This window comes from Nostoc sp. C052 (assembly GCF_013393905.1).
In the GTDB taxonomy this organism is placed as follows: Bacteria; Cyanobacteriota; Cyanobacteriia; order Cyanobacteriales; family Nostocaceae; genus Nostoc.
Genome location: NZ_CP040276.1, coordinates 200,272 through 220,639, shown reverse-complemented (window position 1 = coordinate 220,639; position 20,368 = coordinate 200,272). Strand labels below are relative to the sequence as shown.

The 20,368-nt window shown below is 40.0% G+C and carries 12 protein-coding genes; 9 read left to right on the top strand and 3 right to left on the bottom strand.

All coding sequences use genetic code 11. The features are described from left to right. Window positions 1–55 precede the first annotated feature (55 nt). From FD723_RS38470 to FD723_RS38460, 3 genes are all read left to right on the top strand, one after another. Window positions 56–418 carry a four helix bundle protein gene (locus FD723_RS38470; RefSeq protein WP_163939722.1) on the top strand — a complete coding sequence of 121 codons (363 nt, stop codon included), beginning with the start codon at window positions 56–58 and terminating at the stop codon, window positions 416–418. A gap of 65 nt (window positions 419–483) precedes the next feature. After that, complete coding sequence (locus FD723_RS38465) at window positions 484–900, top strand: hypothetical protein (protein WP_179070397.1); 417 nt, start codon at window positions 484–486, stop codon at window positions 898–900. Then, window positions 893–2,140 (top strand): hypothetical protein, encoded by a 1,248-nt coding sequence (locus tag FD723_RS38460; RefSeq protein WP_179070396.1) that lies wholly within the window; start codon window positions 893–895, stop codon window positions 2,138–2,140. Before FD723_RS38465 ends, FD723_RS38460 begins: the two co-directional genes overlap by 8 nt. A gap of 298 nt (window positions 2,141–2,438) precedes the next feature. Here the strand turns inward: FD723_RS38460 and FD723_RS38455 are convergent, their stop codons facing one another. After that, complete coding sequence (locus FD723_RS38455; protein WP_179070395.1) at window positions 2,439–2,840, bottom strand: hypothetical protein; 402 nt, start codon at window positions 2,838–2,840, stop codon at window positions 2,439–2,441. Here FD723_RS38455 and FD723_RS38450 point away from each other — a divergent pair. Further along, entirely contained in the window at window positions 2,835–3,335 is a 501-nt protein-coding gene (locus FD723_RS38450; RefSeq protein WP_256875401.1) for a restriction endonuclease, read from the top strand. The genes FD723_RS38455 and FD723_RS38450 overlap by 6 nt on opposite strands. A 72-nt stretch (window positions 3,336–3,407) precedes the next feature. On the opposite strand, the gene mobF is transcribed toward FD723_RS38450, so the two are convergent. Further along, on the bottom strand, window positions 3,408–10,799 hold the full coding sequence (gene mobF, locus FD723_RS38445; protein ID WP_256875400.1) for a MobF family relaxase: 7,392 nt from the start codon (window positions 10,797–10,799) through the stop codon (window positions 3,408–3,410). A gap of 560 nt (window positions 10,800–11,359) precedes the next feature. Between mobF and FD723_RS38440 the strand changes: the two genes are divergently transcribed. The 4 genes from FD723_RS38440 to FD723_RS38425 all read left to right on the top strand — a co-directional run bounded on the left by FD723_RS38440 (window position 11,360) and on the right by FD723_RS38425 (window position 14,585). Next, window positions 11,360–12,463 carry a ParM/StbA family protein gene (locus tag FD723_RS38440; RefSeq protein WP_179070394.1) on the top strand — a complete coding sequence of 368 codons (1,104 nt, stop codon included), beginning with the start codon at window positions 11,360–11,362 and terminating at the stop codon, window positions 12,461–12,463. Further along, window positions 12,456–12,836, top strand: coding sequence for a hypothetical protein (locus tag FD723_RS38435; protein WP_179070393.1), 381 nt, complete (start codon window positions 12,456–12,458; stop codon window positions 12,834–12,836). The genes FD723_RS38440 and FD723_RS38435 overlap by 8 nt, the downstream gene beginning before the upstream one ends. A gap of 10 nt (window positions 12,837–12,846) precedes the next feature. Continuing rightward, on the top strand, window positions 12,847–13,650 hold the full coding sequence (locus FD723_RS38430; protein WP_179070392.1) for a hypothetical protein: 804 nt from the start codon (window positions 12,847–12,849) through the stop codon (window positions 13,648–13,650). A 533-nt stretch (window positions 13,651–14,183) separates the two neighbouring features. Next, complete coding sequence (locus FD723_RS38425) at window positions 14,184–14,585, top strand: hypothetical protein (RefSeq protein ID WP_179070391.1); 402 nt, start codon at window positions 14,184–14,186, stop codon at window positions 14,583–14,585. 220 nt (window positions 14,586–14,805) lie between these two features. Here the strand turns inward: FD723_RS38425 and FD723_RS38420 are convergent, their stop codons facing one another. Next, window positions 14,806–15,336 carry a hypothetical protein gene (locus tag FD723_RS38420; protein ID WP_256875399.1) on the bottom strand — a complete coding sequence of 177 codons (531 nt, stop codon included), beginning with the start codon at window positions 15,334–15,336 and terminating at the stop codon, window positions 14,806–14,808. Window positions 15,337–15,383: 47 nt separating this feature from the next. Here FD723_RS38420 and FD723_RS38415 point away from each other — a divergent pair, with 47 nt between their 5' ends. Then, window positions 15,384–20,201 (top strand): hypothetical protein, encoded by a 4,818-nt coding sequence (locus tag FD723_RS38415; RefSeq protein WP_179070390.1) that lies wholly within the window; start codon window positions 15,384–15,386, stop codon window positions 20,199–20,201. Window positions 20,202–20,368: the final 167 nt, after the last annotated feature.

Below are 20,368 nucleotides of genomic sequence, written 5' to 3'. Positions count from 1 at the left end.
AACAGGGAACAGGGAACAGGGAATAGAAAAAATTAGTAATAAATGAAGGGTTTATATGTCAGAAATTAATGATTTTAAAGACTTAAAGATTTGGCAAAAAGGGATAGATATAGCTGAGAAATGCTATTTTTTGACCAAACTCTTTCCTAAAGATGAGTTGTATGGAATGGTACAACAAATCAGAAGGTCTGCGGCATCTATTCCAGCTAACATAGCAGAAGGCTATGGAAGAAGATCAACGGCTGAGTATATAAGATTTCTTAACATTGCCCAAGGTTCACTTAACGAATTAGAAACACATATTATTTTATCTCAGAGAGTAGGATTATGTAGCCAAACTGACATAGAATCAATTATCTTTTTACTACGAGAAGAGAGCCGGATGATTATTGCTCTTATTAAAAAGCTACAACAATAAATTCTGTTCCCTGTTCCCTGTTCCCTGTTCCCTGTTCCCTGTTCCCTGTTCTCTGGATAAAATTCATGTCACCAAGTAAGTTTTACCCGTTCTCTGATTATGATAGAAAACAAATTGCTAAACTCCCTCTTGATATAGCAGCCCTAGCAGATAAATATCCGAGCGAGATTTTAAACACTGCTGATAGTTGGGATAACTTACCTTTTGATGCGAACTATCTTCCTGAGTGTCTTGAAGTCTATAGTGGCGATGCAGATGAGGCCAATATTTTTGTGTTAAATGGTGTTTTGAAAGATTATGTCCCGTCTCATGCTGAAAAAAATACATCATCGATAACAGTGATGATTGATGGAGAATTTGCTTACATTGAAGTTGAAGGGAGACAGGTTCTTAATAAACTTGGTGGCATAGTTTTGCCAGAAGTAGCGATTAATCCTGAACTGTTAATTCAGTCAATTCTCAAAGGCGAAAAGAATGATTGACGATGGTGAAGCGAAAGAAATTAAGCGAGATTATCTAGATATTTTAGAATCTCTCCTCAAACTCATTCATGCGAAAGCTAAAGAAAAAGGATTAGATCCCAGCAAGGATGTTCATATTTACTCTAGCTCTAGCAAAGTTTATCAAGGAACATTGGGAGAATCCCCCTCTAAAAACTTATTAACACCAACGATAGTAGAGAACTTAAAAAAAGCTCTGTTTGACCCGAAAAATTCTCAAGGGACAATTTCTATTAAAATTGGTAATGAAAAAGTATTCCATATTAAAAATGGAGAAGTACTGACTGACAAATTAGGTTTAGCTCCGGCATCACAGAAAAATAAAGTTGTAAGTAATGAGCGAATCTACAGTGTAGAAGCTTTGGGAAAACAAGTGCAAGTATTGCAGAAAAAACTAAGCGAACAACAAAAACTTGTAGATAGTATCAAATCAGAACAGCTTTCACCCGAATCTTTATCACAACTAGCTGCTCAAGTTGCCGAAATGAGTAAATCCTTGGAGAAGCAGCAACAGTTGATTGAAAACACCCAAAAAGCATTGTCACAGGTAAATGAACGGTTTTTACCACAAGTTCAAAATACGGTTCTTCAAAATTGGGTGGGTACGGTTGAGAACAAGGTAAAACAAACTGCCAAGAATGTTTTTGAGCGCCTTTTAGATGTGCTGACACCCGAAGTAACGAAGCTCAGAAAGGAAATTACTTCACTTAAATCTCAAATTAATGAACAAATTACTAGCTTCAAGGATGAAGTTAAATATCAGACTGACAGTGTAATAAATGAACTCAATCAACAAGTTGGTAACTTAACTCAAGAGATACGTACACAGGTAGATAGTGTTAAAAACACGGTTGATCAAAGCCTTATGGGTGTCAAGTCAGCTATTGACAATACTCGAACTGAACTACGGGCTGCTGTTGAGGATATTAAAGGTCAAGCAATTGAACAGAGTGTCAAAGCAATGCTGAATATCTTGGGCAAAGATAACCCTGATGGTTCCAAGAGTTTTAAAAGTACAAATTTTGATTTTGAACGCCTTGGCGATAATGTAATCGTTCGTGCCAAAAACGGCGAGGCTGTTCTCACTGATGGAGTTTTATCACCTAACGTAAGTGACCAACAGTTACAGGCACTTGACAAGGTTCAATCTGTTATTGATATGCATCATCAAATTCAGCAGGATTCTCAACAAGAATCACAATTTAGAAGTATGCACAGATAAAGCAGAGGGGCAGGGGAGCAGGGGAGCAGAGATGAGATATTGTACAATTTCTTTCCCCTCCGCTCCTCTGCTCCTCTGCCCCCTATCTCAAGAGCCTCCCTGTTCCATGATCAAAGGGGAGCGTAAAAATGATACTAATCCTAATCATTGGTTTGTTGTTTGCACTGGGTGGAATAATTTTTCTAGCTTGGCTGTTTGTATTATTTCCACCTTCAATGCCAAAGTCAAAGTATCGCTGGCAAAGTTTTAAGCAATCGCCATTACTACCTAAGAGTACAAAATCGTCTGATATTTCATCTCAAAATTTTGTACGACAAAGCCCAGCACCAACCCAAAAGTCTTTCTTAGCTAAAAACTTTAAGAAGCCTGTACGACAAAGCTCAGTACCAACGCAAAAGGCTTTCTTAGCTAAAAACTTTAAGAAGCCTGTACGACAAAGCTCAGTACCAACGCAAAAGGCTTTCTTAGCTAAAAACTTTAAGAAGCCTGTACGACAAAGCTCAGTACCAACGCAAAAGGCTTTCTTAGCTAAAAATTTTAAGAAGCAATTACTACCAAGTCCAGCGCGAACACCAAGGGTTAGATTACCTAAAAATCTTAAGAAACACTTGAATAATACAGCACTTCCGGCAGCTATGAGGTACATCCTAAAGGCTGAAAGCGATGATAGGAGAGAGACAAGGAGAAAACTATATTGCATAATAGCCGGAAGCGCTGTATTGAGTACGCTAGTCAAGTATTACTTGAGCTTCGTAGCATAACTCAATTAGCCAAATTGCCAGTAGTAATTGCCACACTACGCAGGATATCACCTTACGTTTTTGAAGAATTAGTACTCACTTGCTGCTTTGAACAGGGCTGGCAAATCCAACGCAACTTTCGGTACACCGGTGACGGCGGGATAGATGGTCGCGTGTTGATTTTGGGAAAGCTCTATGTAATCCAGGTTAAACGTTACGCTGATTACATTAGCCCAGAACACATCAAAGATTTCCTGTCCTGTATTGAAAGTGAAAGAGCTAGTGGTGGATTCTTCGTGCATACTGGCATAACTGGACAGTTATCAAAACAGTTGATCCGTGACTCTGATGAAATCATCTTAGTGAGCGGTCAGAAACTGGTAAACTTTGTTTTAGGTAAGCAGTTGAAGATAATAGGGATAACAATACCAGTTAAATCAGTGAATAGTGAATAGTGAATAGTGAAGAAATAACCCATCAATGAATTGATGGAAATATCTGATAATTGACAACTGATAACTGATAACTTAGCGTCGAAATCGGAGATGTTCACCGTTGTCATCTGGCGATGGCGAATTAATTCTCAATCTTTCCATAATCGATGGTTTGTCATCTCTAATCAGCTGCCTAACGATATTCATTTTCTGCTCAAAACTCAAAGCTTTGGCATCAGTTGTAACACTCGTGAATAACTCGCTGACTTTTTTTCCTGTTACCTTTTCACCTTTAACATACTTACCTACTTCCATAACTACCTCTGCCAGTTGTTCACGAGCTAAACCTTGAATCATCTTTTTGAGGTGCAATTTAACTGACTCTTTTGATAATTCAGTTTCTACTTCTATATTTGTTGTGAGCCTTAAAGAGAGGGGCTGAACATTTTCTTCTTCATGATTTTGATGATGTTCCAAGTTTTCAATCAATTCAAGCACTTTTTGTAAGGCAGTAGTAAATTCGGTAAGAGTTTGAGATTGACTCATCCCTAGCAATTCTTTCAGTTTTGAGAGCGCTGATACAGTCTCATAACTTGCAACAGTTTCTTGAGCAACGTAGTCAGAAATAGCGTTAAGAGCTAAGTGTTGTGAAGTTCGAGTTTTTTGGGTAAAATACCCTACTAATTCATTGTCCAGTAGTTGCTGAAACTGGTTGAATGTGGTTTCTCCTCCTTTTAGTTGCTGGCTGAATTGCGAGAGTTGTTTTATTAGTTGTGGTAACGTTTCAGTAATGATGGACTCAACTAATAACTGTTCTATACTTTGAGCAATTGATAATATAGTTCTTTGTGAAGATAATTGTTGTTCAGTTTGACTAATAGCTATTTCTAAGCCGTGGAATCTAGTTTTACCTCCTTTTAGCTGCTGGTGATATTGAGATATTTGCTTTATTAGTTGCGGTAAAGTTTCGGTGAAGGCAGACTCAACAACCGAGTCTTCGATATTTTCAAGAATTGGATCTATAATTCTTTGTGATGAAAGTCGTTGTTCAATTTGAGTAATAGCTGTTTCTAAGTTTTCAAACTTAGTTCTTGTTCCCTTTAGCTGTTGGCAAGTTTGAGAGAATTGTTTTATTAATTGTGGTAAAGTTCCAGTGAGGGCAGAGGAGACAGCAGAGTATTCGATATCTTCAACAATTGATAAGATAGTTCTTTGTGATGAAAGTTGTTGTTCAATTTGAGTAATAGCTGCTTCTAAGCCGTGGAATCTGGTTTTTCCTCCTTTTAGCTGCTGATGATATTGAGAGAATTGTTTTATTAGTTGCGGTAAAGTTTCAGTAAGGGTAGACTCAACAACCGAGTCTTCGATATTTTCAAGAATTGGATCTATAATTCTTTGTAATGAAAGTCGTTGTTCAATTTGAGTAATAGCTGCTTCTAAGCCGTGGAATCTGGTTTTTCCTCCTTTTAGCTGCTGATGATATTGAGAGAATTGTTTTATTAGTTGCGGTAAAGTTTCAGTGAGGGTAGACTCAACAATCGAGTCTTCGATATTTTCAAGAATTGGATCTATAATTCTTTGTGATGAAAGTCGTTGTTCAATTTGAGTAATAGCTGCTTCTAAGCCGTGGAATCTGGTTTTTCCTCCTTTTAGCTGCTGATGATATTGAGAGAATTGTTTTATTAGTTGCGGTAAAGTTTCAGTGAGGGCAGATTCAACAGCCGAGTATTCGATATTTTCAATAATTGATAAAACAGTTTTTTGTGAATCAAGCCGTTGTTGAAATTGAGTAATAGCTACTCCTAAGCCATCAAAGGTGGTTCTTCCCTTATGAGAAAGGCAAGTTTGAGAGAGTTGTTTTATTAGTTGTGGTAACGTTTCAGTAATAATAGATTCAACTAATGACTGTTCTATATTTTGAGCAATTACGTCTACAGCCCTTTGTGAAAAAAGATATTGTATTTCATGCTCAATTCTTGTAGATATTTTATCAAATGCGGGTTTCAGAGCTTTTTGCTGTTGGCAAGTTTTAGAAAGTTGTTCTATTAGCCGTGGTAAAGTTTCAGCTAGGGCAGACTCAACTAATGACTGTTCTATGTTTTCAACAACTGATAAGACAGTTTTCTTTGTTGAAAGGTGCTGCTCAAATTGAGAAATTGCTGTTTCCAGGTCGTCGAATTTAGTTATTCTTCCTGAGATATGCTGGTGATGTTGAGAGAGTTGGTCTATTAGTTGTGGTAACGTTTCACTTAAAGCAGACTCTACAGCCAACTGTTCAATATCCTCAGCAATTATATCGATAGTTTTTTGTAAATCAAGGCGTTGTGATAATGGCTCAATTGCTGTAAATATTTTGTCGAATGTGGCAATACCTTTTTTTAGCTGCTGTCTTAAAGGAGAAAATTGTTTTATTAGTTGCGGTAATATTTCAGTAAGGGCAGAGGAGACAGCCGAGTATTCAACATTTTGAGTAATTGCGTCTATAACTCTTTGTGATGAAAGTCGTTGCTCAATTTGAGTAATGACTGCTTCTAAATCGTCAAATCTACTTCTGACTCCTTTTTGCTGCTGTCTCAAGGGAGAGAGTTGTTTTATTAACAGTGGTAAAGCAATACTTAGCGTAGATTCAACTAATGACTGCTCAATATTTTCAGCTATTGCCCAAACAGTTTTTTGTGAACTTGAAAGTTCTGACTGTTGAGCAATAGCTGTTCTATGAGCTAATTGCTGACTGCCTTGAGAGAGTTGCTCTAGCGGTCTGCCAAGGAAACTTTGCATGGTGGTTAGCAGAGGGGCAGAGGGGCAGAGGGGCAGAGGGGAAAGAACTTGTATAAGCCTCTCCTCTGCTCCTCTGCTCCCCTGCTCCTCTGCCGACCTCCACCCAGCAATTTTGGGTTGGCGAACTACTAGCAATTGTGGCAACAAAGTTATTAGCGTGGACTCAACTACTGACTGTTCAATAAAGTCAGAGATTAGATCCACTGTTCTTTTTGATGAAATTTGTTGCTCAATTGAAGCAATCACTGCTCCAAAGTCATCTAATATGGTTCTGGCTCCTAAGAAGTGCTGCTGATACCCGTACAGTTGTTCTGTTAATTGTGGTAATGTTTCAACCAAGGCATCATCAACCACTGACTGTTGAATATTCTCAGTAATTGCGTTTAGGAGTTGTTCGGTAGTTGGTCGTTCGGCGTTTCCATTTTGTTCAAAACTGACATCACTTGCTGCGCCGTCAATAATTGCTGAATCTTCTGGGTTAACTTGTCTTGAGAAGTTCGCTGCTCGTTGACCTCGAAGCCGACCATCTGTAGAGCTTGGGTTAATTCTTGCACTAATGGCTCCAAGTTGCTCGATTTCTTGGCATTCAGTGTCTCGGCTAACTGCTGTAAGAACTCGCTCAACCTCTGTTGCTGGGCTACCTCTAAGCTCTGAATTTTCTCGGTGAGTTGAGAGTTTTTGATTTCTAACTGCTCGAAATTCTTGTTCAGTTTCCCGTGAGAGGTTAATAATTCCTCTATCTTCTCGGTTAAGAACTGTATCTGGGTTGGGTTGTTGTTGGTTGTCATGGGTTTGTCCTATTGGTTGATTTGGTGAGGTTTGTTGTAAAGAACTTTCTTTAAGCTGAAGTTTGGGTGGTTCTATTGCAGCAACTTTTGAGTGTTGATTGTGCTGTTGCCAGTCCCTTAACTTCATTGCTTGATGGCTCAATTTTTCGTAAGCCAGTGGCCCACTTGCGACTATGAAATCGTCAACACCTTTAGAAGGGCCTGGCAAGCTGACGACCTTGACCCTAGCTCCAGCTTTTTGTAATAATCTTCCAGTTACGGAAATATCTCGCTCAATATTGAGCTTCGTTTCCGGCTTGGTTTCGTAGTCAAAGCAGAATTTGATTTCTCGAGAAGGTGTGGCGAAAACTGCTAACTCTTCATGTAGGTAAGACTTGCCAATTTTCTTGCCAAACTCATCTTTGGGAGTTCGGTATCCCGCCGAAATCCCAGGTAGCCCAATGGCAGCATGACCCTGACTCAACAGACTAGCTGCTTTTTTAGCTCCTTCTGCGATCGCACACGGGATGTTGTGCTTCCAAACACAGTACCAAAATCCTGATTGGCGATCGCTATCACTGGGGTTCACCTTGTGTTTGGAGTAGATGCGTTCGGCAATATCTTCAGGGATATTAAGCAAGAATATACTTAATTCAACCTTTGGGGGATGCTCATATTTAATGAATTTCCCTTCAATTATTTGCCCAGACTCATCTTTTTTGGGTCTTGGTTGATTTGGCTTGTAGCATCCCCATCGTTTAATCGGCGGTTTCTCACCTGGCTTTAAGTCAGCAAATGTTCGCGCATCAACTCCAGCATCACACCACCATCCACCAGCATCAAGATGAGAATATGCCCTTATAAAACCATCTGTTAGCCGTCCTGTATTTGTTCGATTCAGCTTTTCGCTGACCATGAGCCGTTCCCAGGCTTCATGCTCACCACCTGCATAGTTAAACTGAAGACTCTCAAAGTTCAACGCTGTAATATTGGGATGAATAGCACTTGATTCAAACTCTTGCCAGTGCTTTGGTTCAATAAAATTAGGTATTTTTTCAGTCTGATTGGGTGTCCAGAATGGTTCTGTTGGTACAGCAGTCTTTAATACTGGTTTTTCAAAAACAGGAGACTTTCTATCATCTCTATGTTTCTCTTTGAGAGTGGGTTTGGCTACAGTTTCTAAACTCGTCGTAATTAATGGGGCTGGCCGACTAACTGGTAAGGAGACTTGTTCTGTGACTGGCGGTTGAGCTTTCAGTACAGGCTCTGCTATTGCTACCTCAAGTTTTACTACTGGCTGATTAGCTCTTGGACTGACCGAGGGAGTTATCGCTTTTGATTGTGATTTTTGCTGTAGTTCCACTTTTAAGGAATTCATCAGCAATTCTAAGGCGTTATCTTTGGCTTTAGAGGAGTGGGCAAGCTCCAGTAACTCTGATTTATCTTTAGTATAAAGTTTGACGTTATGCCTAGCTCGGCTAATTGCCACATAAAAACTTTCTTGTCCAATGGTGTAATCTGCCGCAATCAACGCTAAATCAGTAGTTTTCCCTTGGCTGCTGTAGATTGTGTTGACTAACGCATAGTCTAAGTTTTGCGCCTGTTTGAGGTTGATAGTCTCAGTAATTTTGGTGTCTTTGTACTCAATTTGGGCAGAGTCTCCCTCAATCGCTGTGACTATAAACTCCTGCCCGTTACGCCGTTGTAGTTGGCGGTCATTTTTCTTCCATTGCAAGCGATCGCCAACGGCAATCTCAATTTCATCACACTGGTAAACCGCTTTGTCAAAATTGGTATCTACTTCTAAATGTGTCCCCGCAGAGGTTCTTAATGTTAGTCGGTCAAGATCCTTGCTGACAACTTCATAGATTTGACCTTTCTCTAAACCCCGGCGCTTATAGTTGCGCGTCGGCATCACCATATCACCCAGTTCAAAGTTATGGGTGTAGCGCATCTGAACAAGGGTCAGATTTTTTGCTTGTAACTGGCTGATGTTTGCAGTCGCCCCTAAACTTCCTTCCTCTTTTAACTTGCCTCGAATTGCTTGGGTAAGTGCCAATTTTTCGACATTTGTGCCAGCAAGTACGAGTGTTCTTGCTCGTTGTTCTTTCGCTAATGCTATATAGTCAGCAGCAATTGTCTCTAACTTCGTATCAGGTGGTACCTCTAAAATACTCCCAATTGTCTCTAACTGCTTAAATCCCGCTTCTACTCTCCCGTCTGCTATCAGGTCTACTGCGATCTTTAACTCTGGGTTTCGCTGCCTGTTTGACTGTGTTAAGTGGGCGGTCTGAATGCCAGCTTGTTGCAGAGATTTGAACGGGTTTCCCGCTTCTACAGCTGATAATTGCTTGGTGTCCCCTACGAGTAATAGTCTTGCTCCAAGAAGTGTAGCTCTCTCTAATAGGGCATGAGCATCTTTAGCACTAAGTAAACCTGCCTCATCTACAATCCAAATCTGGTTTGCTTCTACAACTTGAGCTGGTTCTCCTACCAATAAGCTGGCTACAGTCTCAGAATGTATGCCTAGTTCCTCACTCAGTACCTTTGCTGCCATTGATGAAGGGGCAAAACCTTTGACTGTATAGCCCTGGGCGAGTGCGATCGCGTTTAATTCTTTGAGGGCAAAAGTCTTACCCGCCCCGGCTACCCCTTGCCAGGCAATGAATTGGTCTGTTGTGGTTGCAGCTAGACTAACTGCTTGCCTCTGCCCAAGGTTTAGTGAGGTTTTCTCTAACTGCCTTTCAATTACTTCCTTTGAGCAGATAGGGTTTACTTTACTTTGTCTTGACTGCATCAATTCAATCGTTGCTAGTTCTCGCTTTACTGCCGCCCATGTTGTGTATTGCCGCTGCATTCCAGGCAGAGCAATTAACTCTTGATGTTGCTTGATCAATGGCTCAATTGCAGTCACATCAGTAAAAAGTCTTTCTCTTAGAATGAATTTCTCTAAATCCTCCTGCTTGAAGGCGACATTCCTCTCACTACAATGTGCGATTGCTTCCAGCACTGCGCTTCGCGCAATCGCGTCTACCAACGCATCTTCAATAGTTCGTTGTTCGAGAGAATCTTGTACATTACTGTTTGGCTCAAGAGGCTTAACAAAACTGATGCCTAGTGCAGCAGCTTCTTCCTTCCACAGTGATTTGAGTTCATCCTCGGAAATTTTCTGCTTGCGCTGCCGAGTAGTATCCCAGATTTTTTCGCGTTCTGCCCATGAAATTGATGCACCTGCTGCCGCAATGATTTGCTGTCGCCGTTTTGAGAATGCCTCCAAGTCCTGTTCCTTGAACCCCTTGATCTCAAATTGTCCATGTTGACGCGGCTCGACTTCATACCCCAACTTGATTACTTCTGCTGCCAAATAGCTTTGATATGCCATGCCCAGGAATTTCTTATTGGCGAATATCTCACTATTGACCAAACTCATCCACTTGCCGTCAGCCTCAGTTGTGTTCATGACTAAACAGTGGGTATGCAGATGTGGGTCTAAAGACCGGCTCTCGATGTGGTCGAACTCTGCAACCACCAAGTTAGCTGTGTTTACCCTGTGACGAGAATCTCCTTGTGTGACTCTAGTTATGGCATAACGTTGTTCCATCAACGTTAATACTTTTTTTAATGCCTGATGATGCGCGGCAATTAATCTCTCATCTCCACCTACCAACGCCATTAGGCTCACACTCTTAGGCGCAGAGAATGTACAGTCTAATGCTGCCCTGCGTTCATCAGGCTTCAGTACCTTGGCATTAAGCTGCTCACGACCATTAGGCGATCGCCCCTCGATGACATTTTTAAACGCTTGCTGATTTTCAACTGCTCCTGACAATCCCAACTTCACAGCGCCTTCACCACTCCAGCGAGACTTGCCCTGGTGATAGTAGTTCTTGATGAAGTAGTTAACCGCCATCTCTGAAGAGACGTTAGCAGCTGTTAGCATCGCTCACCTCTGCTATGAGATTTACATAACTTAACTCGACGACTATTGAACAACTCCCAAAAAATATTCAAGTCATTGTTGAACGCCGACATCAAACTCGCTTTGGTTTGATGCCGAGCTAAAAAAATTTCGTGAGGCTTTGACTCAAACAAATTTTTTATTCACCAACTCTCATGCACTTAAATATAGCAAATTTCTGTCGAAAACTTTCCGCCAAATTTGGCGTACTGTGCGTCGTGTTTTGCTATTATTCATTTAGTAAAATAATAATATCATTGTAATAGCATATATTTCTGAAACGGTTGTATTGTAAGCAATTGTGCCAGAGTTACGCCAGAGTCGTGCCATTTTTTTGAGAAGAAAGCAAGTGATTCTCAATAAAAATAATTTGTTGATAAATACTATTTAAGATTTCAGAGTTATGCTAGAGTTATGCCAGAGTTGTGCCGGATTTATATGAATTTGAGGCTCTTGGTATCAAATTCCATAAATTTGCCATAATTGCGCTATTAACGAATTATGATTTCATGAAATGGTTGAGTAATTTTTGTTGAAAGTAGATGGCAGATTTAATAATCTCATTCGATCCGGGAGCATCCTTGAGTAGAGTTTTTTTTACTCTAGATTCAAGTAAGCCAGAGTTGCTTTTGATGGAACCCTACACAGCATTAATTCCGAAACAAAGCCTTTTAAGTTATGAGGAGGATGCGATTGGTATATCTTCACCAGAGAATTCAGCTTGGATTGAATACAATCAGCAATGCTGGGGTGTAGGATTAATTTGTCAGAGGTTTTTTGCAGATTTGAAGTTAGAGCAGCCAAAATTTGAGCTAGCGATTTATAAAACCTTGGCTGTTGTGGGTGCTATAGCCCAAAAGAAGTCGTTAGCCAACGGTGCAAGTATTCGTCTAGGCATCTTGTTTCCTTACGGAGAGTACTCGGATCGCAAATTATTTGAGATATCGATTACAGGCGCTCTGCTCAACTTTAAATGGAGAGGTGAAAAACGCTCTTTCAAGCTAGTGGAGTTTGTTTGCCGCCCTGAAGGATTTGGATTGCTCTCACGAGGACGTACAACTACTCATAACTTGCGTTCGCGTAAAATAGCGGTGGTGATGATTGGCTATCGCAATGCCTCTATTTTGATTATGGATAAGGGTGCGATGACAAGTGGAGTTACAGAAGATTTAGGGTTTCATAAGTTAGTATCATCAGTACAGCGTCGGGTAGCTGGACAAAAATCTCTGACTCTTGCGGCTGCGATTAGTGCTGCTGGTTCCAAAATAAATCTCAAAGCCTTATTACCTTTAGTTCGAGTCGAAGATGCTTTGCTACAAGAATTAGAAATTCAATCAATCAAATCAGCAATCAGTATTGCTCGTGAAGAATATTGGGCAGTGCTTTCAAGTTATTTGCATCGTTATATTCCATCAGATATTGATGAGATGATCTTTGCTGGTGGAACTGCCCATTATTTCAAGAGTGAATTGAATCGATTATTTCCGCGTCCTGAAAAAATTTCTTGTGATGCCTTGGAATATTTAGTACAGCAAGAATTTTTAGCTGAGAAACCTAAATCAGATTTAGACTTTCGCTTAACTGATAACTATGGTTTTTTCTCTTATCTTTGTAAAAATTCTCAACAGGTAGCAAATCATGCCTGAGCAAGTTGATTTTCGTTTTCAGTTCAGTACTTCATCTCCTTATTTGCCCCTCTTAAAATATCTGAGTCCCAAAAATAAAACTCTTGAATTTCCGAGACAAAAGATGATTATCTGGGCAATCGCTGCCTTTTGGCATCCGATAGCTTGTCGGTGGTTAGGAGGGTTCTCAGAATCAGATTTAAAATCAAAGGCAAGAATTTCAATTTACCAACTGCAACAACAAATTATTTATTTAGCTCAAACTTTTAACTTGGAGCAAGAACTGGAGAATCATCTAATGGTTGCAAACCCTACTGACAAGGTTGATACACATTTGGGTTCTTCACCTACTCATGAAGATGATGATTGTTTACTAGAAAATGCATTTAACTAGGAATAAAATTATGCCTTATACCAAAGAACTGCTACAACAAACATATTCACTCTCTGTAGAAGACGTTGATGCCACGTTGACAGCAAGTGGTTTAGCTATTGACCAGCCTTCTTACTGTGATGAAGAAATTCAGTCCCGTTTTGATGTGATCCGAGCCTTGATTCAACAGGGTAAAACCTATAAACAAGCGGCAGCACACTTCCAACGACAATCGAAAAAACGTGCTGATAAAACGGAATTTCCACCAATGAACATCCTAGAGATGTTAACTCACATCAAATCAGAGTACGGCATTGAGCTAGAACTAACTGAAGCGATTGAGATTATCAGCGCTTGTGGACTATCTCCAAATCAGAAGGAATATCGTCAGTTGGAGTGTGAGCGCTTTCTCGAAGCTTGCGACCTAATTAAGGAGCAAAATAAAACATATTTTGATGTAGCTACTCACTTTGGTATATTTCAACCCCAAGATGAGAGCCAGTTAATTGCTGAGTTTTTTGGTGAAGAAGCATCTGTTTCTGAAGAGGAATTGGTCAATTTAGTGGACAATATTACCCGAAAACGCGCTCAAAATATTCCCGGGCTAGTCAACCAAATGTATCTTAAGAATGTACTCCGCGCACTTTCGGAAAACAAACAGGATATTAAGAATTTTTATTCTGGACTAGAACAACGTATATTGGAGCGCATTGAGGGAAAGTCCCCATTGAAAACTCTAATGGCGAATCACTATCCGATGAAGGATTTTCCGCTTTCTTCGCCCACGCCGATGCTATCGCCCAACGTGTCCGAGAGTGGAACGAGTACCGATTAGAACAAGAAATTGCTAACCAGAAACGCACCATTGACATTCAGATTGAGAAAGCATCTAATGCCAAACTCTATTCAAAGCTCAAAAAGTCAAAAGAATGGATCAAAGTTCGTCAAGAACGCTTTGAAAAATTTAAAGAGTTTCTTTTTTGGCTCGGTGGTTGGATCGGTTCTGGTCGCTCAGGGATAATTACTTACTCCATTACCATTTCCGCAGTTGCTCTTGGTTCTGTGATGATTGGAATTAATACCCCCAGCACTATCCCTTGTCCTGATAATAAAAGCTACTGTTACCAATTGCGGATTGACAAAAAGCAGGTGATTCTCCCCGAACAAGCAAAGCAATTATTGATAGAGTACGAACGCTCTAAAAATAAAAAAAGGTTAAAGGGGAAAGGGATGAACAGGTCGCTTGACTTCGGGCGTTAGCGGAGCGGGACGCAGTACGGTTTTTACCTTTCCCCTTTCCCCCTTCCCCCTTCCCCCTTCTCGGTAAGCATTGAGAAATTTCTCTAATTACAATGTCTGAATCATATTATGTCCGAACTACAACAAATCAAACCTTGGGACGATTGGGATGATATCAATTTATCAACTCCAGAACGTCGCATTGAACGCTTAGAAATTCTGCTGTGCCAAAAAGTCCACAAAGGCGAGGACATATCTGAATGTCTGCAAGTTTTAGAGTACTTGAAAAATCGCACGACTCAGCAAAAGTTAGAGTCTGTTTTCTTTAGGCGAGTTCAGTCTCAAGTGACTTTCAACTCGTGGAAAATAATTGGTCAGGCTACTTTAATCTCCCTAGTCGCTATTTCTTGCTGTTTTGTCATGTATAAAATAGCTACTTCATCAATATCTAATAATTCTTCGTCAGAATTATTTCTTGGCAAACAATTATCAAAAAACACCCTACCACACAGTAAAAAACATCATAGATAAACACAGTGACAGTGCGGTATATTTATTTACTGCACTGCGATTAATGATTATGATATTCCATCAGGAATCTCTAAAATCTTTCAAGTCAACGAAGTAAAAAGGCAGTTTTTGAATATTTACTTTCATGCCAAGGTGAGGCGATCGCTTTTTTTTCACATATTTAGTTCAAATCACTGCATTTGATGGATAAAAACTTTCTTTACAGCGTAAGTCACCTACTTTAATAAGAGGTGTCCTTGTCAAAAGGCAAACTGTCTTCCGGCTCAAAGTTACGCAGGTCTTGCTCCATCTGCTGCCGACGTTGGACGTATGTTCTGCTGTTGACAATCCTCCCTTCCATCAACCATGCACCGAAGTTGATGCCTTGCTCTACGTGTGAGGCAGACATTTCATTATAATCATCAACTTCCATTTTTTTACGCCACTCAAGCTGTTCGAGGGCACTTTCACTGATGCCAATTTGACGAGCATATTCTACATATTCAGGTCTGAGAGAACCATCTGGGTTAAATTCCTTTTTTTCTTGTTCAGTGAAGAAATCGTAGGCTGTGTAGATTGGCCACGGCTCTGGATCAGTTTCGTCCAAGTGCTTCCACTCGTCGTATCTTGCTTTCAGTCTAGAGGCATAATCATCAATTGCCTCGTTACTCATTCCTACAGATAACATTTCTTGTCGAGCTTCATTTTTCAAGCTGCCATCTGGATGGAACTCTTTCTTGTGCATATTTATCCAACGCTTAATCCTTGACATAAAGACCTCTCAAAAAATTAATTAATGTTCATCAAATTTTAAATATTATGACTTTGGAATTGAAGCATTTTGAGCCTCGTTTAAATCAGTGGCTCTATACAGACGATAAGCAAACGAACTCTCAATCAATTCTAACTGAAAAGCTCAATAATACTTTACTGGAATTCTACTTTCCTGATAAAGAATTTTCATTTGGACACTCAGATGAATACAGCACTGCTGAAGAATTAAATAATCATCCAAATGGACAGATTTTATTGCTATCTTCTAAGACTCGCTTACTTTATGGAGATAAAGAATGCTTAGAAGTTATCCAAAAAATTTGTCCCGATAGTAAAGACCGTGGGGCTTATGGTTCCATCTTTCTTGGGGCTTGTAAAAATGCGATTCACGAAAAGCTAAACATTCTGGTAGTAGATGATTCTACTGAAAAGGCTGGTGAAAATGGAGGGATATTATCAAATGATTTAGCATATAAATTAGTTGGTGACTGTTATGGGCAGATTTCAACACAACTCTATGACAAAGTAACCTTAAGGGAATCTCAACCAGATAAAAGCTATCGTGTAATTCAGCATCGATTTGGTTGGGTGGATGGAGTTGGAGAGGATACTACTAAATATCGTTTTGGCAAAGGAACACTCCGACCATACAGATTAGACGAAATCAAATATGCAGATCCAAATAACAAACCAAAAATAGACATAATTCTCCCCGTAAGCAGTTTTAAGGGAACAGACAAGGATAGACCCAAAGGCCCCACAAAACCTCAAATTCAACCAGGATTATATCAGCAAAATATTTGGTTAGCTGAAAAAGGGCAATCTCAGCAAGGTCAGATGTCTATCTCCCAACTACTGGCATCTTTCCCCCAAGGAATTAAAGATTTTGCCGAGTCACTAGAGGTGCAAGCTCAAAGATTAGCCTCTATTCAAGATGACCCTAGAAATGTTGCTGCTTACTATTGTGAAAGATATGAAAAACGTAAAGAATCATTGAGTCAAAATAAATTAAAAACATCAGATATTATCAATCAAGAAATAGATGTTAAAAACTTAGGGACAAATGATGACTTAGATGCAGATCAGGAGTTGGATGACGAGAGTGCTAAAGATGACTTGTTCATGTACAAACTCATTAAAGCCGATTTACTAGGGCATCAGCAGCTTTTAGAAACTGAGAAGGTTAAACAGGAATTAAGTCGGTTTGTACAAAGTGAGTGGCGAGATATTGCTGTTGGGAAAACGCTTACTTTTGACCGAGGAATGATTATTCCCTCTAAGGAACTCAAAAATGGTGAAATCTGTGTCCCTTGGCTGAAGCTTGGAGAAAAAGTTCTTAACTTTCGCTCTCCTTTCCTCAACTCTAATGGATTGTGTGTCTCTACTAATAAACATGTTGAAGACAGTGTTGCGCCAGATGGTAAATCTTTGCAAGGAATAATTGTAGTCAACGATGAAGACCACAAACGTATACTTGCTAGGATTGAGGCGCTAGAAACTCAAGGCATTGAACACAACGAAGTTAATCCCCTCGAAACCGAATCAGAACGCCAAGCACGAGACTACGATGGTGACTGCATAGGTATAGCAAGAGCTAGCTTATATCCTAATCTGACAGCAGAGGCAGAGCGAAGAAATCTTCCTCAAAACGCCTATTCACCCACGATTAAGCTCAAAAAACAGTCATTTTATGATCCCACCGATGGAAGCCAGCCCCCATTTGAAAAAATCGCTATCCACATGAGCGATAGCATCAGCGTGGGCATAATCAACAATCAAGTGACAGCACTGGAAGCATTAGAATCAGAAATTGAGGTACTTAAAACTTACGGAACTATCGAACAACAATCAACTTATTTAGACCAAGTTTCTAGTCATTATAAAGCCCTATTTGAGCAAGAACACCAGAAAGAGGCAAAGTTAATCCGAGAAGAATATAAATCTTATATGCAAGGGTTTGTTGAACTTGCTTTGGGTCAAAGAACGCCAGAGATTATTCAGCAGGCGATGGATGTTAACCGCCTGATGTACCGGGAAATGATTGGTGAGGGATGTTATCAAAACCAAATAGCGGTTGATTTATTCAAAAGTGCTAAAAAACCGGAGATGGATAAAATCCGGGAAAACAGCCGCTACTTGTATCGTGATGTTAATTATATTAAAGATAAGAAATCTTCGTCAGTTTATTTAAACACGGGGATAACACCAAAGGGCTACTCACCAGTAGAATTATTGATTAGCCAAACTAATAAATATTTCCAAGAATCACAGTTAGAATCGCGTCCCATAGTCCAGTTTAAAGAATTATTCAAAGGAGTAGAATTTACACCACAGCAAAAATTTGCAGCGATCGCGGCCAAGTACGAGTTTGATCAGAAATTCAACGCTGCGGTTCGGATGTCCCAACGGCGTGAAACTGACAAAGGGCCATCCGCAATAGTGCAAACTCCACAAGGGGCGAAACTGGAAATTACCAATCTCACCCGTTACGGACACCCCCTAATCTGGAAAGCCCAGACGTTGAACATTCGCTATTATGAGATTAAATTCACAAACAGTGAACGCCCCCATAAATTATTAGCAATTGCACAGATAGATGACGAGGTTGGGTCAGATGGAAAACCCGCTTATCGTAACCTGGGGACAGTTAGCCAACAATCTGTGACTGACCACAACCTCAAGGCGGGGATGGCCATGCAGGGAGCTAAACTATTAGAACTAAAACCAGAACTTACTAGAAGCCAAACTAAACTACTCTTTGCCTTGGCAAATGATGCATCTGTTGCATTTTACGCGAAAATCCCAGAGTCAGAAAAACTTACATCCGCAGCCGCAGCTTGGAACATCTGTGCATCCCGCCAGGATGAACTCGAAGTTGCAAGAAAAGAAAACGCAAACCCCCAGGCGATGTCTAGCGACAAGCCGCTCCGCGTCTACGCTAAAAAAGTTTCCAATTTCGCCTTCGCTGCTTTCCCCAATGAGATTATTTCTCGCTTAGATAAATTGCAATTTACTGAACCGAAGTTAGTCACACTTTTGAATGAAGCAAATCAATTTTTGGGTCGAGACTGGAATCCCACCGAAAAACACCCAATAGAAATTAGGGCTAGCCACCACCCAGTCGGACATGAACGCCACGTTTCCAGACTAATGTTTGTCCAGGATGCTGACGGCGAATATAAGGAATTCGCCATGCTCGAAACCAGGGCTGGAATGTTACCTATTGGCACAAAGGCGCAAGCTAATTTCATTGGGGTAGAACCTGCTACTGCCAAAGCAACTATTGGACTGCCAGGAAACGAGCCGGTTGAAATTACTATCCGTGAACTCAAGAACTTCTCTTATGCAGGACTTGTTTTTAACGCCGAACCGGTCAACTTAGAATTTGGCACTGTGCCGATTCCTGATAAAACAGTAAAAATCAAAATTGATGCTTTGACCCTGGGTGAGTTAGACAGTGATTCTGCCCAACAATTAAAAGAAATTAATTATCTCAAAAATGGTAATCCTCTAAAGTTAAAACTTACTTCTATCTCCGAAGCTGGAGATCAAGCTTTTGTGCTGGGTGAGTCTGGTAATGGTCATCTCCTCAAAATTAATAAAATTAACTTTTATGATTTTTCTGGTCAGACATTCAATGATCAAGATTACCGAAAACTGACTATCGAAACCTCAGCTTCTAAAACTAGAGATGCTGTATTTTTGAATGGTGAACCCCTGGGAGTATTGCACTTCAAAAAAGACAAAGACGCGCTCAGACAGCTTGGACTGCTAAAAACCGGACAACTTACACACGCCGACGCTATTATTGAAAGTAATTTCTCTGTGATTTGCGCTCAAATTGACCCTAATACCGTTGAATATCCCCAGAAGTGGACGAAGGAATTTCTTATCTTTGGGACTCAATCGGTTAATTCTGAACAACAAGAGATGATTGAAAGTAGTGCGAAAATTCTACATCATATTAAAGAGCGTCCTACTTTCTTATTTTCGACAGAATCAAACAAAAAACTTGGAGTCATGGGCTTGGCTGTTGACAACCAGAAAGCTGAGACTGTTACAAAATGGTTAACTGCTCAAAAAGTTAAGTGGGGGCAAGTACCAACAGAAGATGTTATCAGGGAAACTCAAAAAGGTCTAGCCGTATTTAACTTGGTTGATAGCTCCATCCCTGCCAAAACTTTAGAGAGCATGGCCAAGAAATTTGGGGCTGTGATTGAAACGGATAGTGAGTATCAACAAAGGGTTAATTCCCTCGCCACACGACCGCAGTTTTTGAAACCACCAGAACAAACAGCACAATCTCCACCTAACCAATCAACTCTATTACTCTCCACTACTCCTTCTATAACAGACATTAGTAATAGTACAAAAACAGAACCTCTAGGTGTAGAGAAGCCCCCGAAAGTCACTATTGATGACTTGAGAAATTGGTACAATGCCGCAGATAAGTTAGGGAAGTCGGAAAGTTACAAAAAACGCATTGTAGAAGTGGCAAATGGGTTTAAAGCTGGTGAGCAATTATCAGCCGAAGCGTTGACAGTAATGAATAAAGATAAATTTGAGCTTGAAGCCATCAGTCGGCTGAGTCAAATTGCTCAAAGGATTGGCATGGTCTGGGGTAAGTCTGATGAAAATGGTACTCAAGTCCAAGGAAAAATTTATGACTTGGCTTTCAATACCCAGCAGAGGGATTTAACTATTTCGCAGAAAAATGGAGAGGTAATTTTAAACTTGCAATCTGGTCAGGTGCAGACTAATAAACTAACTCCACAGATATTACAAACTTTTGAATATATTAATACTCAAATTGATAAAATATTAGCTAAATCTCAAACACAACAAATAGACTTACAAAGATAACATTTATCTCCCAAGCTTTTTCCATAACCACTTTTTGGGATACAGCATCTTTTTAAAAGTTTGCGGCTATGAGTAAGTTTAAGAATCAGTACAACTTCCGAAAAAAATACTATTAAATTTTCTAATAAATCGAGTATTAATAAAACAGAATAAACTCCAATCAGTTC

What these genes read in the sequence shown, in the direction of transcription:
- FD723_RS38470 (WP_163939722.1), top strand. Translation starts at nt 56, where the DNA reads ATGTCAGAAATTAATGATTTTAAAGACTTAAAGATTTGGCAAAAAGGG.
- FD723_RS38465 (WP_179070397.1), top strand. Translation starts at nt 484, where the DNA reads ATGTCACCAAGTAAGTTTTACCCGTTCTCTGATTATGATAGAAAACAA.
- FD723_RS38460 (WP_179070396.1), top strand. Translation starts at nt 893, where the DNA reads ATGATTGACGATGGTGAAGCGAAAGAAATTAAGCGAGATTATCTAGAT.
- FD723_RS38455 (WP_179070395.1), bottom strand. Translation starts at nt 2,840, where the DNA reads ATGCAATATAGTTTTCTCCTTGTCTCTCTCCTATCATCGCTTTCAGCC.
- mobF (WP_256875400.1), bottom strand. Translation starts at nt 10,799, where the DNA reads ATGCTAACAGCTGCTAACGTCTCTTCAGAGATGGCGGTTAACTACTTC.
- FD723_RS38440 (WP_179070394.1), top strand. Translation starts at nt 11,360, where the DNA reads ATGGCAGATTTAATAATCTCATTCGATCCGGGAGCATCCTTGAGTAGA.
- FD723_RS38435 (WP_179070393.1), top strand. Translation starts at nt 12,456, where the DNA reads ATGCCTGAGCAAGTTGATTTTCGTTTTCAGTTCAGTACTTCATCTCCT.
- FD723_RS38430 (WP_179070392.1), top strand. Translation starts at nt 12,847, where the DNA reads ATGCCTTATACCAAAGAACTGCTACAACAAACATATTCACTCTCTGTA.
- FD723_RS38425 (WP_179070391.1), top strand. Translation starts at nt 14,184, where the DNA reads ATGTCCGAACTACAACAAATCAAACCTTGGGACGATTGGGATGATATC.
- FD723_RS38420 (WP_256875399.1), bottom strand. Translation starts at nt 15,336, where the DNA reads ATGTCAAGGATTAAGCGTTGGATAAATATGCACAAGAAAGAGTTCCAT.
- FD723_RS38415 (WP_179070390.1), top strand. Translation starts at nt 15,384, where the DNA reads ATGACTTTGGAATTGAAGCATTTTGAGCCTCGTTTAAATCAGTGGCTC.